Origin of the sequence: Pseudarthrobacter sp. 1C304, assembly GCF_052245515.1 — a bacterium.
In the GTDB taxonomy this organism is placed as follows: Bacteria; Actinomycetota; Actinomycetes; order Actinomycetales; family Micrococcaceae; genus Arthrobacter.
Map to the genome: position 1 here is coordinate 75,866 of NZ_JBQQCH010000008.1, position 12,532 is coordinate 88,397.

Genomic DNA, 12,532 nt, shown 5'->3' on the forward strand with positions numbered 1-12,532 from the left:
GGTGGCGCACACCTGAACTAATTTGTTCTAGAGACAAACATATTACGGATCAGAGCCGTGTCAACGGGAGATCGATAAAAATTTCCACCGAATCGGAGAGTCTCACCGCGCCAGGCCACTATGTTGCCTCCGGCAGCAAATGGCGCCAACCCTTTCGGCCGCTGATAGTCTCACCATGATGTCCGCGCACACCATTTCCTCCGCAGGGGCGGGCGAACCGGATCCGTCCCGCCGCAACAACCTGTCCCTGCTGACCTCACTGGTCCATCACCACCGTGTCCTAAGCCGCGCCCAGCTCACCCGGCGCACGGGGCTGAACCGCTCCACCGTGGGGACGCTGATCGGCCAACTGGTCTCCCTGGGACTGGTCTACGAGTCCGTGCCCGCCGGCGAGGGCCAAGTGGGCAGGCCGAGCCCGGAGGTCCGCCCCAGCGCGTCGGTGGCGGCACTGGCGGTCAATCCGGAGATCGACGCCGTCACCATCGGCCTGGTGGGCCTGGGCGGCACCGTGCACAAGAAAATCCGCTTCGACACGGAACGGATCCCCACCGCCCGCGAAGCGGTGAACATCGCCGCGGCGGTCATCGCCGGCATGCGCTCCGAACTTGATGCCTCCTACCGGATCACGGGGATCGGCATGGCCGTTCCCGGCCTGGTCACCCGCGACGACGGCGTAGTGCGGCACGCGCCGCACCTGGGCTGGCGGAACGAGCCGGTTGCCCGGATGCTGGGCGAGGCCACCGGCTACCCGTGCCATGCCGCGAACGACGCCTCCCTCGGCGCCGAGGCGGAACTGCTTTTCGGGGCCGGCGCCGGACAAGGGAACCTGATCTATCTCAACGGCGGCGCCAGCGGGATCGGCGGCGGAATCATCGCGAACGGGCAGCTTCTCCGCGGGGCTTCAGGCTACGCCGGCGAACTGGGCCACACCTTTGTCCGCTCCGGAGGAGCAACCTGCCACTGCGGCGCCACCGGCTGCCTGGAAACCGAGGTCTCCCAGTCCCGCCTCCTCGGACTCTCCGGACTGGACCGCGGCAACACCGCAGACCTCGAGGAAGCGCTGGCGGCCAGCAGCAGTGCCGCGCTCAGCGACGAAATTTCACGCCAGCTGGCATTCCTGGGCATTGCCCTGCGCAATGCCGTAAACATCTTCAACCCGGAGGCCATCGTGCTGGACGGCTTCCTCGGGACGCTGCACGCCCTCGCCCCGACGGCCCTGGCCGGGGGGCTGCGGTCCCAGGCGCTGGACGGCCCCGCCGGCGACGTCGAAATCTACCGCGCAGCCCTCGGCTCCGATCTGATGATGATCGGCGCCGCGGAGCTGGCGTTCACGCCGCTCCTGGCCGACCCGGCAGGCTTCCGCTCCGCCAGCCATTCGTCTGACACACAGCCCAGCCAGTAAAACCCGGCCGGTTGGGCCCTCAACCCCCGACACGGCCGCTGTCCGGAGGACCGGGTGGCAACCGTTTCCGGGCCCGGCGGTTGTCAGTACACTGGGACGCATGACCGAGGCCTTGCGCACTCCGGCACAGCGCTCCCGCACGTTCGCCGGGATCCTGGTAAATACCGCCCTGGCCAACATCACCACCAGCTACCTGTGGTTCGCCTTGACGTTCTGGGTGTACCTGCAGACGCGCAACGTGATTGCCACCGGAGTGATCGGCGGCGCGTACATGCTGCTGATCGCCCTGTCCAGCATCAGCTTCGGCACCTTCGTGGACCGCTACCGCAAGCTGGGTGTAATGCGCTTCGCAGCCGGCTTCACGCTGGTGATGTTCGTGCTGTCCGGGGTCATGTTCCTGCTGACACCCGCCGCCCGGCTCCTGGACCTCACACAACCCTGGTTCTGGGTCTTCACCCTGATCATCCTGGTCGGAGCGGTGGTGGAAAACATGCGCAACATTGCCCTCTCCACCACGGTCACCATCCTCATTGAGCCGGACCGGCGGGCTAACGCCAACGGGCTGGTGGGCATGGTGCAGGGACTGATGTTCATCGTCACCTCACTGCTCTCCGGGCTGTCGGTCGGGCTGCTGGGCATGGGCTGGACGATCGTCGTCGCCATAGTGCTCACGGCTCTGGCCTTCGCGCACCTGCTGATGCTGCGCATGCCCGAGGAGGTGCGCGCGGCAGCCACTGACGCCCACGGAGGGTTCGACCTGCGCGGCTCCCTCGCCGCCGTGCTGGCCATTTCCGGGCTGTTCGCGCTGATCCTCTTCTCCACGTTCAACAACTTCATCGGAGGCGTCTACATGGCGCTGATGGATCCCTACGGTCTGGAAATGTTCCCGGTGGAGCTGTGGGGGACCTACTTCGCGCTCGGCGCCACCGGCTTCATCGTTGGCGGCGCGCTCATCGGCAAGTTCGGCCTCGGGTCCAACCCGCTGCGCACCATGCTCATCGCGGTGATCGTGATGGGGGTCCTGGGCGCGGTGTTCACCCTGCGGGAGTGGGCCTGGCTGTACATCGCCGGCATCTGGCTCTACCTGGTCCTGGTCCCCTTCGTGGAGGCCGCCGAGCAGACGGTCATCCAGCAGGTGGTGCCCCTCAACCGGCAGGGCCGGGTGTTCGGATTCGCCATGGCGTTCGAGTCTGCGGCAGCGCCGATCACCGCGTTCCTCATCGCGCCGATCGCCCAGGTCTGGATCATCCCCTATGCCCGGTCGGCCGAGGGTGCCGCCCAGCTGGCCCCGCTGCTGGGCGAGGGCACCTCCCGCGGCATTGCCCTGGTGTTCCTGGTGGCGGGGATCATCATGATCGTGGCCGCGATGCTGGCTTTCCTGACGCCGGTCTACCGCCGGGTCTCGGCGTCGTACGCGGGGACGGCCGCCGAGGAGTCGGCGATGGCGAACACCGTCTCCCCGTCCTCGTCCTCGTCCTCTGAATGAGCAGGACCTGCTGATTCTGGGGTGACCACGTGCAGGCCACAGCTGTGGCCTGCACCTGGTCCTTTTCCGTAGGGTCCGAACGCGGCTGGCGGGCGCGTCTTGAACGACGGGCTAAACCAGCGCCGGCACCCGGGTCGCTGCGACGATTTTGGCTTCGGCCAGGCTCACCATTGCGCGAACCCCGCCACCACCACCGCCGCCGCCGCCGCTGCCGCCCTCATTCGTCAGAACATCGCTAATTGCGTCCCAAGCGCGGCTGGCGAGGTCCCTAACCGCATCCCATATACCCCACAAAGTCAGCGCTAGGGCAAGATGTCCAGAGTTCACTGTCCCAGAAGCCACGAAGTCCGGCGTCTTGCCCTCGGCTGCTAATAGTTCCATTTGATCGTGCACCATCGCACGAAATCCATCTCCCTGACGGGAGTCGAAAAATCCAGATGTAAATGCACCGGGCGCATTTGCGACCGGCCTAAAGACACTTTTAGTCATTTTTTCTCCGTTGATCCCCAAATTCGGAGTTGATAAACAGATGCGGAAGCTTGAGCTTCGCAAACAGCGATATCCCCACTGCTGGGTCGAAACTTGGCGCGGGAATAGTCAGCACACACGCACATTTTGGCAGGTCAGACTCTGATTTAGCCCCCCAATCATTGACTCCCACTCGTTATCGTCCTCGCAGGAGACACGAAAGTCAACGGCGGGGTTGATGGGTGATTCCGAGTCGGTCCAGCAACCCGGAAGTGATGTTCAAGGAAGGTTTGTGGTGGTTATGATTCGGTCATGCCGAACCCTCGATTGGCTCTCGCCCTAGAACGAATTGGCCCCGGAGACTGGGAGGTATTTGAACAGTTCGCATCGGAGTTCTTGGCGGTCGAATATCCGGCACTGCGGACGATGGCAGCCCCGAACGGAGACAAAGGCAGGGACGCCGAAGTATTCACGATTGATGGTGTGCCAAAAGTGGCATTTCAGTACTCAGTCACGGCCAGTTGGAAGTCGAAAATTGCGAGTACGCTGGACACCCTCGAGAGGACTCTCCCTTCGGTCAGCACCATGATCTACCTGACTAACCAAGTGATCGGTCCGGCTGCCGATGAACTCAGGGAAGAGTCTCGACGTGACCGGAATATCACCGTAGATATCCGGGACCGGTCGTGGTTTGTGGAGCGTGAGGCGTCCTATCCGCAACGACGGGTGGCAAGTGAAGAGCTGGCCAGGAGATTTGTCGATCCGCTCCTGTCCAAACGAGGGGTTATCGACAGAACGTCGGCCTTGACGGCGGATGAGAGCAAGGTCGCCGTGTTGCATTTGGCCCTCGACGGCGTGGACCAGGCAACCGATCAGAGTCTCACCAAGAGCTGTTTCGATGCCTTGGTCCTGGCGGCGCTTCACGATTCGAGCGCGACCAGTAGGCTCAGCCTGCGCGAAATCCAGGACGGCGTCGCGCTCCGCATGCCCGTGGGGAAAAGAGGGCAGGTCGATGCCCTAACCCTGAGCGCACTCAACCGCCTGTCCCGGAAGGGGCCCGTCAAACTACACAGGTCCGCTTCCGGGTCTGAGGACACCTACCATCTCAGTTTTGAGGCGGCCACGAGGATAAATGATCAAACAGCCACGTTCCTTCTCGACGAAGCCGTTCTGGATGCGAAACTCGCCGTGGCCGTTCGGGCCATGGCAGCACCGGACGCACCGAACGAAACACAGTTGGCGGAGATTTCCCGGCGACTACGCACGGTGTTGGAAGAAACACTCCTGGAACGGGGTGAGTCGTTTGCCGAAGCCGTGGAAACAGGAGAACCGTTCCAACTCAGCCCTGTAGCCATAGCAGACAGAATTACGGCAAACGGCGGCATCGACGGGCTCTGTTCGGATGCCGCGGCCGCGGCCATCATGCATGTACTGGAGCAGCCGTCGCCGCAGACTCAGTCCCACCTGCGGCGGCTGGCTGACGCGTACACGCTTTTTGCGTTCCTGAAACAGACCCCGGACGTCCAGAAAGTCATGCTCGACGTTTTCAGCGAGGGTGACATATGGATGGACACCACCGCAATCCTGCCGCTTATCGGAGAGAGCCTGGTTGACGATCCCGAAGAGCGACACTTTACGATTCTGATGAGGGCTGCGGTGGACGCAGGGCTGCTCCTGTACGTAACGGAAGGGGTCGTGGAAGAAGTTGAACGCCACCTCAACCTGGCCGTTGCGTATGGTCACAACAGAACGTCGACGTGGACGGGACGGGTCCCCTTCCTCTACTCGGCCTACGTGCTCTCGGGCCGGCCGGAAAACGAATTCCTGGACTGGCAACGGGACATCTGCGGGCGCGAACAGCCGTTGCAGGACGTCAGCGACTACCTTGCCGACGAGTTCTCCATCGAAACCAGGAATCTCCTGGAGTACTCCGATGCCGCGTCGCTCGAACTTCGGGGTGTAGTGCAGGAACTATGGAATGAAACCCATGAGAGACGGCGTCAGCGGGGCGACTACGGAGCCGACCAGGGAACGCGATCGCGCTTGGTTGCCCACGACGTTGAAAACTCAGTCGGCGTCATCGAGTACCGGCGGGCGATTGGACCATCTCCCATGGGCTACCTCGCGTGGTGGCTGACCTTCGATGGAACAGCAATGAAAATGAAAGACCACCTGCGGGAACGCCTTGGCCCCCAGGCGCCACCGTCGCCCGTGTTGAGCCCGGATTTCCTCACCCAACTGCTTCGTCTGGGCCCCCTCCGCACTGCGATCGAGCAGGATCTGCGGGTACAGCTCCCCCTCCTCACGGACATGAGCGTCAATCACTACGCCCCGCAGGCACTGCTCGATTTGGCACGGGAAACGCGCGAAAAGTCGTCCAGTCAGAATGAACGGGTGGTGCGCCGCGAAGTCCGCGACGCGGTGAACCGCGCCAGGCAGCAGATGGGGCCTGCGGCGGTAGGCGGCGTTCGGGCAATGGAGGATCGAATTACAGCGTCCATCAAGCGTCAGTCACCCGGGTGAATCACCGCACCAAGAGCTGACGACGGCGGGAACCCCGCCGCCGCCGGAACCTGTGTGACCGTAACGCTGCCCCTGGACTAACGCGCGTTCACGGGCGGCGTCGGCTCGTCATCGCCGGGCCGCAGGAAGTGCCATGCCGCGACTCCCGCGGTCACCGCGACCGCCACCGCCCCGGCAATCAACCAGGCGTTCCCCGACGCCGTCCGCCGCGACTTGGCCTTAGCGGGTACCCGTGCGCCTTTGGGTGCCACCCGCTGCAGGCCCTCGTGAACACGGGGAGTCAGGGTTTCCACTCCGCCGGCGAGCTCGTCAGCGAGCCGCCGCCGCAGCCCGGCCTGGATCCTCGGCGACGCAGATTCAATCCCGGTATCGAGCCCCAGGACCATTTTTTGCAGTGCCGCCTCGACTTCGGGAGTGGCCCACTCCCTCCCCTTCGCGAGCTGGGACATGAGATTCTCCGAAAGTTGCCGGAACTGGTCGACTTGGACTGTGGGGGTTGCCGTGCGCATAAGTTCCTCCTCGGTGTGATGGATGCCCATAGCCTACGGCGCCCGTCGCCGTCGAAAAAGTCCCCTTCCGGTCCGGACGCCGAGGGTGGCGCGACGCCTTCGTGCCGTTCGCCCGGGTACTCCAGCTCGCGACACGGGCCCGGCCAGCCCGGCGGGAGCCGCACTTTCGTAGACTCATTGGAGATCCAGCTTGTTTCCGCTAGAGACAGGCCCGCCACAGGAAGAGCCATCAATGAAGATCATCGTCCTAGTCAAGGAAGTCCCCGACACCTACGGGGACCGGAAACTGAGCCTCGAAACCGGCCTCGCAGACCGCGCAGCCAGCGACGCGGTCATCGATGAGATCGGTGAGCGGGCCCTGGAGCTGGCCTTGACGTACGCCGACGCGAACCAGGGCACCGAGGTCGCAGTCCTCTCCCTCGCTCCGGAGGGTGCGACGGCCACCATCCGCAAGGCGCTGGCGATGGGCGCGGGAAGCGCCACCCACGTCTCTGACGAGGCGCTCCTGGGCGCGGATCTGGGGCTGACCGCCGAATCCCTGGCCGCGGCGGTCCGGCGCATGGGGTTCGATCTGGTGATCACCGGCAACGTCTCCACCGACGGATCCGGCGGCATGATTCCGGCGATGCTCGCAGAACTGCTCGACGTGCCGCACGCCACCGGCCTCAGCTCCGTGGAGATCAGCGACGGGGCGGTGTCCGGCACCAGGGCCGTTGAATCCGGCGTACAGCAGGTGTCCGCGGACCTGCCCGCGGTCATTTCCATCACCGAAGCACTGCCCGGTCCCCGGTTCCCCAATTTCAAAGGCATCATGGCCGCCAAGAAGAAGCCGCTGGAGGTGCTGACCCTGGCGGACCTCGGGATCACGGCCGACGATCCGGACGCGGCGCGGTCGATCATGCTGACCATCGCCGAGAAGCCGCCGCGGGCCGCGGGCGTCAAGATCCTCGACGAGGGTGACGCGGGCGAGAAACTCGCCGACTTCCTCATCGAAAACCGACTGGCGTAAGGAACACCGATCATGACTGATTTTCCTCGTGACGCAATCCTCGTCGTCGTCGAAGCCCAGGGGTCCGGCGAACTTGAGAAGGCTGCGGCCGGTCTCTTCGCCGCTGCCGCTGCAGCGGGCACGCCGGTGGCCCTGGTCCTGGCCGCACCCGGCGCCGGGAGCGCCGCCGCCGCGGAGGCCGCGGCACTGGGCGCCGCGCGCGTCCTGATCGCGGAGACTTCGGATCCGGCCGCGCTCGGAGTGCCGGGCGTGGACGCCCTTTCCGCTGCGGTGGACCAGGTGCAGCCGGACGCCATCCTGCTGTCGCATTCGCTGAACGGCCGCGACCTTGCCGGCCGGTACGCGGCCCGGGCGCGCGCAGCGGTGTGCGTGGACGCGGTGGGGGTGTCCCGCGATGAGGAGGGGGTGGTGGCGCACCACTCCGTCTACGGCGGCGCTTACAACGTGACCGCGACGGCTACGTTCGGGGCACCGGTCATCACGGTCCGCCAGGGCTCCATCGAGGCGCGCGCCACGGCCCAGCCGGAGGCTTCCGAGACGCTGTCCGTAACGCCCTCCGGGAAGCCGGCTGCGCGGATCGATTCGTTCGAGGAGGTTGTTGCCGCCTCCTCACGGCCGGAGCTGCGGGGCGCCGCCAAGGTTGTGGCGGGCGGCCGCGGCCTGGGCTCGGAGGAGCAGTTCGCCCTCGTGGGCCAGCTCGCCGACACCCTCGGGGCGGCCGTGGGCGCGTCGCGCGCGGCGGTGGACGCGGGTTACATCCCTTCGGGGCACCAGGTGGGCCAGACCGGGGTGTCCGTGTCCTCCCAGCTGTACATCGCGCTCGGCATTTCCGGTGCTGGATCGCACCGGGCCGGCATGCAGACCTCGAAGACCATCGTTGCCATCAACAAGGACGGGGACGCGCCCATCTTCGAGATCGCCGACTTCGGTGTGGTGGGCGACGTCTTCAAGGTGGTCCCCCAGCTGATCAGCGCCCTTGAGGCCCGGAAGAAGTAGGGATGGCTACTCTGTCTCGGGCCATCCGGCGGGGCCTGCCGCGCGTTCCGGGCGGCGAGCCCTGGCCGCCCGCGGGTGAAGCCCCCGCACACCTTGTACCGGAAACGGCACCGCGTCCGACGCCGGCAGTTGCCGCGGACGAACCGGTGACCGCGGCGCCGGCGGCCACCGCTGTTGAATCCCCCGCCGCTCTTCGTCCCGCCGCTGCCGCTGCCGGGGAAACGGCACCGCGTCCGACGGCGGGGCCCGCGCCGGCCGCTGCCGTGAGCGCGGGCACCCCGGTGCAGCGGCAGCTCCGCCGCGGCCTCCCCCGCGTGCCCGGCGGCGAGCCCTGGCCGCCCGCAGGCGAGGCCCCGGTAGCGCCGGCAGCCCCAATTCCTGCTGCCACGCCCGCTGAAGCTCCTGCAGCGCCGGCCGCAACCCCCGCTAACGCTCCTGAAGCACCGGCAGCGATGGCGCCTGCAGCTGCGCCGGCCACCGCACCTGCCACCTCGCCGGCGACGGCGGGAACCACTCCGCTGCGCCGCGGGCTTCCCCGCGTCCCCGGCGGTGAACCGTGGCCGCCGGCCGGGATTGCCCCGGCGGGCGTCAACGCGCCGGCAGTCGCTTCCGCTCCGGCGGCCGGCGAAGCCGTGCCGGCCTCTCCCGAACAGACCGCCCCGGCCGCCAACCTCGTGGAGGCCGTTGCCGAGGAGAAACCGGCGGCCACCGCCAGCGCACCCGCAGCATCACCCGCGCCGGCAGCAACCACCGCCCCGGCGCCTGCGGAGCAGCCGGCGCCGGCCTCCGCTCCCCCAGCCTCCCCGGCACCAGGGGCACCGCAAGCGCCGGCAGCACCGGCCGCCCGGCCCGCCGCCGTCGTACCGCCCGGAAAACCAAAAGCGGAAGCCAAGCTCTACGGCTCGCGCACGCTGGGCCAGTGGATCAAGCGCGCAGTGCTCCTCGCACTCGGCGCCGTGGCGGCCGCAGCGATTCTGGTCCTTGCCGCGCGCGGCGTGACCACGCTGCCGGGTGTGCCGGAGTTCCTTGAGCGGTACCCGGGCGAATACCACCTGCCCGAGGCTGCCGAGCCGGGCTTCCCGTGGTGGGCGCAGTGGACGCACTTCCTGAACTTCTTCCTGATGGTGCTCATCATCCGTTCCGGCTGGCAGGTGCGCACGCAGCAGAAGCCGCCCGCGTACTGGACGCCGAAGGGCGGCGGCAAGAAGATCAGCATCAACCTGTGGCTGCACCAGTCGCTCGACATCCTGTGGCTGGCCAACGGCCTCATTTTTGCGGTGCTGCTGTTTGCCTCGGGCCACTGGATGCGGATTGTGCCCACCAGCTGGGAGGTGTTCCCGAACGCGCTCTCCGCGCTGCTGCAGTACATGACACTCGACTGGCCCGTGGAGAACGGCTGGGTGAACTACAACAGCCTGCAGCAGCTCATGTACTTCGTGGTGGTGTTCATCGCGGCCCCGCTCGCGGCCGTCACGGGAGCGCGCATGAGCGAGTTCTGGCCGAAGGACGCGAAGACGCTGAACCGGGTCTACCCGGTGGAAGCCGCGCGGGCGCTGCACTTCCCCACGATGCTGTTCTTTGTGCTGTTCATCCTCATCCACGTGTTCCTGGTGTTCGCCACCGGCGCGCTGCGGAACCTGAACCACATGTTCGCCGGCACCGACGAGGTGAACTGGGTGGGCTTCTGGCTCTTCGCAGCCGCCATCGCCGTCACCGCGGCCGGGTGGTACGCCGCGCGGCCGCTGGTGCTGGCGCCCATCGCGAAGCTGTTCGGGCAGGTGAGCAGCCGCTGAGGGGTGCCCCGCCGTATAATTCCGAACATGCCATTTACGCGCCTTGACCGAGGCCACCCCGCCCATCCGTCCGCCCTTACGCACTCCGGGAGCGACCTGTGAGCGGCGGTCTCGTAGCCCTGCTGGACGACGTCGCGGCGCTGGCCCGGATCGCGGCCGCCTCGGTGGACGACGTCGCGGCCGGAGCGGCCAAGGCAGGCGCCAAGGCCGCGGGCGTGGTCATTGACGACGCCGCCGTCACCCCGCAGTACGTGTCCGGGGCGGACCCGTCCCGCGAACTGCCCATGATCAAGAAGATCTTCTGGGGCTCGCTCCGGAACAAGCTGCTGATCATCCTGCCGGCACTGCTGCTCATCAGCGCGTTCCTCCCGGGAGCCATCCCGTTCATTCTGATGGCCGGCGGCACCTACCTCTGCTACGAGGGCGCCGAGAAGGTCTGGCACAAGCTCCGCGGCCACCACGAGGCCGAGGAGGATTCGCCGGCCGTGGACCGGGGCCCGGAGGCCGAGGCCAGGGTCACCAAGGGCGCCATCACCACCGACTTCATCCTGTCCTGCGAGATCATGGTCATCTCCATGAACGAGGTGGCGAACGAGTCGCTGTGGGTCCGGGCCTCCATCCTCGTCGCCGTGGCGATCGCCATCACGGTGCTGGTGTACGGCGCCGTCGCCCTGATCGTCAAGATGGACGACATCGGAATCCACCTGGCCACCAAGGACTCCGCGGGCTCCAAGCGCTTCGGCGAAATGCTGGTCAGGGGCATGCCCAAGGTGCTGGCCGCGATCACCTTCATCGGGACCATCGCCATGCTGTGGGTGGGTGGCCACATCATGCTGCAGGGCGCGTACGACCTCGGCTGGCACGCACCCTACGACCTGGTCCACCTCCTTGAGCACCCCGTGGCCGGGATCCCGGTGTTCGGCGGCACCCTGGCCTGGCTTGTGAACACCCTGTGCTCGGCCGTCCTCGGTCTCGCCTGGGGCCTGATTGTCATGGCCATCGTGCAGCCGCTGCTGAAGGTGCTGCCGTTCGGCAAGAAAAAGACCGGGCACGACGACGGCGACGCACACGCCGCAGTGCCCGGCGACGCGCCGGAGAAACACAACGCCGACCCCGCCCCCTAGCTAGCCCTAGCTCCTACATGCCGGGGAAGGGTTCAGGCCACGGGGCCGGTTCCCGGCGGCAGGCTGGCGTCCACGGGAAAGGTCATGAACGCCGGTGTCTCGTACGGGTGCGCTGCGAGGGCGGCCCCGACGACGGCGTTGCGCCGGGCGCGCGGGAAAATGGCCTCGATCCGGGTTTCCGGAACTTCCTCGGGGGAACCCACGGCGCCGATGGCCGGCGTCGCGCCCGGCAGCGGCGTGAAGCGCCCGGTGCCCTCGGCGCTGAACGAGCAGTGCGAGTAGTTGCCCAGCCGGCCTGCCCCGGCGTCGCCGATGGCCTGCCGCACGGCGGGCGCAGCATCAGTGGGGACGTACATGACCAGGCAATCCATGGGCTCCATGGCTGAAAGTCTGGCACCCGCCCTGCTGCTGCGCCATCAGCCGGGCTGGGTTGGCCCGGCAAGCAGCTTTCTGATTTCGGCAAGTTTGGCCTCAGACTCTTCGAGGCTCAGGCGGAGCCTTTCAACCGTGGCGGCGCTCGTGTCCGTTCCAGCGACGGGCGGTGCGGAGCTTTTCTTCCTGGGAGACAGGAAGAAGTTGGCCAGGTAGCCGGTGAAGGTGCCGAAGATCCCGACCCCGACGACGATGACGGCTGTCCCGACCAGACGGCCGGCTTCGGTGACCGGGTATTGGTCCCCGTATCCCACCGTGGAGATCGTGACGACCGTGTACCAAATGGCGTCCGAGGCGGTGGTGATGTTCGCACCCGGGGCGTTCTGCTCGACGCGGAGGATCAGGAGGCTTCCGAATTCCAGCACGAAAATGCCCATGAGCAGCAGCGCATACAGGGAGCTGCCGGCCCGGTCTCTGATCAGCGCACGGCGGACGGTGCGGGTGCCGACATCGTCGAGCAGGCGGTAGACCCGGACCAGCCGGAAGACGCGCAGGATCTTGAACTGCGCCAACGGCACGCTGGCCACCAGGTCGGCCCAGCCAAAGTGCCTGAAGAAATATGCGGCCGCCGAGGGCGCGGTGACGATCCGGTAGAGGAAGTCGGCAACGAATATCACGCTGAAAATGCCGTTCATCACCATGAGCACTGTATCCAGCGACTCGTCCTGCACAACATATAAGAGCAGGAGATTGACGATCGACAGGATCGACAGGATGCCGATGAAGATCTCGTAACCGATGCTCTTCAGTTCACTGCGTTCCTTATTCATGTGAGGATTCTGGCACGCGG

11 protein-coding genes are annotated in these 12,532 nt (G+C 66.4%); 7 read left to right on the plus strand and 4 right to left on the minus strand.

The features are described from left to right. Positions 1–175: 175 nt before the first annotated feature. Positions 176–1,402, plus strand: coding sequence for an ROK family protein (locus tag ACTWQD_RS14690; protein WP_443196860.1), 1,227 nt, complete (start codon positions 176–178; stop codon positions 1,400–1,402). A 100-nt stretch (positions 1,403–1,502) separates the two neighbouring features. Then, positions 1,503–2,888, plus strand: a complete 1,386-nt coding sequence (locus tag ACTWQD_RS14695; protein ID WP_443196861.1) for an MFS transporter — start codon at positions 1,503–1,505, stop codon at positions 2,886–2,888. A gap of 111 nt (positions 2,889–2,999) precedes the next feature. Here ACTWQD_RS14695 and ACTWQD_RS14700 read toward each other — a convergent pair whose 3' ends face one another. Continuing rightward, a complete protein-coding gene (locus ACTWQD_RS14700; RefSeq protein WP_443196862.1) occupies positions 3,000–3,398 on the minus strand; it encodes a hypothetical protein in 399 nt (132 codons plus the stop codon). 270 nt (positions 3,399–3,668) lie between these two features. Between ACTWQD_RS14700 and ACTWQD_RS14705 the strand changes: the two genes are divergently transcribed. Beyond that, on the plus strand, positions 3,669–5,879 hold the full coding sequence (locus tag ACTWQD_RS14705; protein ID WP_443196863.1) for a hypothetical protein: 2,211 nt from the start codon (positions 3,669–3,671) through the stop codon (positions 5,877–5,879). Positions 5,880–5,956: 77 nt separating this feature from the next. On the opposite strand, the gene ACTWQD_RS14710 is transcribed toward ACTWQD_RS14705, so the two are convergent. Continuing rightward, on the minus strand, positions 5,957–6,388 hold the full coding sequence (locus ACTWQD_RS14710; protein ID WP_443196864.1) for a hypothetical protein: 432 nt from the start codon (positions 6,386–6,388) through the stop codon (positions 5,957–5,959). A gap of 232 nt (positions 6,389–6,620) precedes the next feature. On the opposite strand from ACTWQD_RS14710, the gene ACTWQD_RS14715 reads away from it, so the two are divergent. The 4 genes from ACTWQD_RS14715 to ACTWQD_RS14730 all read left to right on the plus strand — a co-directional run bounded on the left by ACTWQD_RS14715 (position 6,621) and on the right by ACTWQD_RS14730 (position 11,310). After that, positions 6,621–7,397 carry an electron transfer flavoprotein subunit beta/FixA family protein gene (locus tag ACTWQD_RS14715; RefSeq protein WP_443196865.1) on the plus strand — a complete coding sequence of 259 codons (777 nt, stop codon included), beginning with the start codon at positions 6,621–6,623 and terminating at the stop codon, positions 7,395–7,397. A gap of 12 nt (positions 7,398–7,409) precedes the next feature. Beyond that, a complete protein-coding gene (locus tag ACTWQD_RS14720; protein WP_443196866.1) occupies positions 7,410–8,393 on the plus strand; it encodes an electron transfer flavoprotein subunit alpha/FixB family protein in 984 nt (327 codons plus the stop codon). A gap of 2 nt (positions 8,394–8,395) precedes the next feature. Beyond that, positions 8,396–10,186 (plus strand): cytochrome b/b6 domain-containing protein, encoded by a 1,791-nt coding sequence (locus ACTWQD_RS14725; RefSeq protein ID WP_443196867.1) that lies wholly within the window; start codon positions 8,396–8,398, stop codon positions 10,184–10,186. Between the two features lie 98 nt (positions 10,187–10,284). Next, entirely contained in the window at positions 10,285–11,310 is a 1,026-nt protein-coding gene (locus ACTWQD_RS14730; RefSeq protein WP_443196868.1) for a DUF808 domain-containing protein, read from the plus strand. Positions 11,311–11,342: 32 nt separating this feature from the next. Here the strand turns inward: ACTWQD_RS14730 and ACTWQD_RS14735 are convergent, their stop codons facing one another. Together ACTWQD_RS14735 and ACTWQD_RS14740 are read right to left on the minus strand one after the other, a co-directional pair. Further along, positions 11,343–11,690 carry a hypothetical protein gene (locus ACTWQD_RS14735; RefSeq protein ID WP_443196869.1) on the minus strand — a complete coding sequence of 116 codons (348 nt, stop codon included), beginning with the start codon at positions 11,688–11,690 and terminating at the stop codon, positions 11,343–11,345. Between the two features lie 36 nt (positions 11,691–11,726). Further along, positions 11,727–12,512, minus strand: coding sequence for an ion transporter (locus ACTWQD_RS14740; protein ID WP_443196870.1), 786 nt, complete (start codon positions 12,510–12,512; stop codon positions 11,727–11,729). Positions 12,513–12,532 lie beyond the last annotated feature (20 nt).

Bases quoted from the DNA above. Each gene is read 5' to 3' on its own strand.
- ACTWQD_RS14705 (WP_443196863.1), top strand. From the start codon at position 3,669: ATGCCGAACCCTCGATTGGCTCTCGCCCTAGAACGAATTGGCCCCGGA.
- ACTWQD_RS14720 (WP_443196866.1), top strand. From the start codon at position 7,410: ATGACTGATTTTCCTCGTGACGCAATCCTCGTCGTCGTCGAAGCCCAG.
- ACTWQD_RS14690 (WP_443196860.1), top strand. From the start codon at position 176: ATGATGTCCGCGCACACCATTTCCTCCGCAGGGGCGGGCGAACCGGAT.
- ACTWQD_RS14725 (WP_443196867.1), top strand. From the start codon at position 8,396: ATGGCTACTCTGTCTCGGGCCATCCGGCGGGGCCTGCCGCGCGTTCCG.
- ACTWQD_RS14710 (WP_443196864.1), bottom strand. From the start codon at position 6,388: ATGCGCACGGCAACCCCCACAGTCCAAGTCGACCAGTTCCGGCAACTT.
- ACTWQD_RS14740 (WP_443196870.1), bottom strand. From the start codon at position 12,512: ATGAATAAGGAACGCAGTGAACTGAAGAGCATCGGTTACGAGATCTTC.
- ACTWQD_RS14695 (WP_443196861.1), top strand. From the start codon at position 1,503: ATGACCGAGGCCTTGCGCACTCCGGCACAGCGCTCCCGCACGTTCGCC.
- ACTWQD_RS14735 (WP_443196869.1), bottom strand. From the start codon at position 11,690: ATGGAGCCCATGGATTGCCTGGTCATGTACGTCCCCACTGATGCTGCG.
- ACTWQD_RS14715 (WP_443196865.1), top strand. From the start codon at position 6,621: ATGAAGATCATCGTCCTAGTCAAGGAAGTCCCCGACACCTACGGGGAC.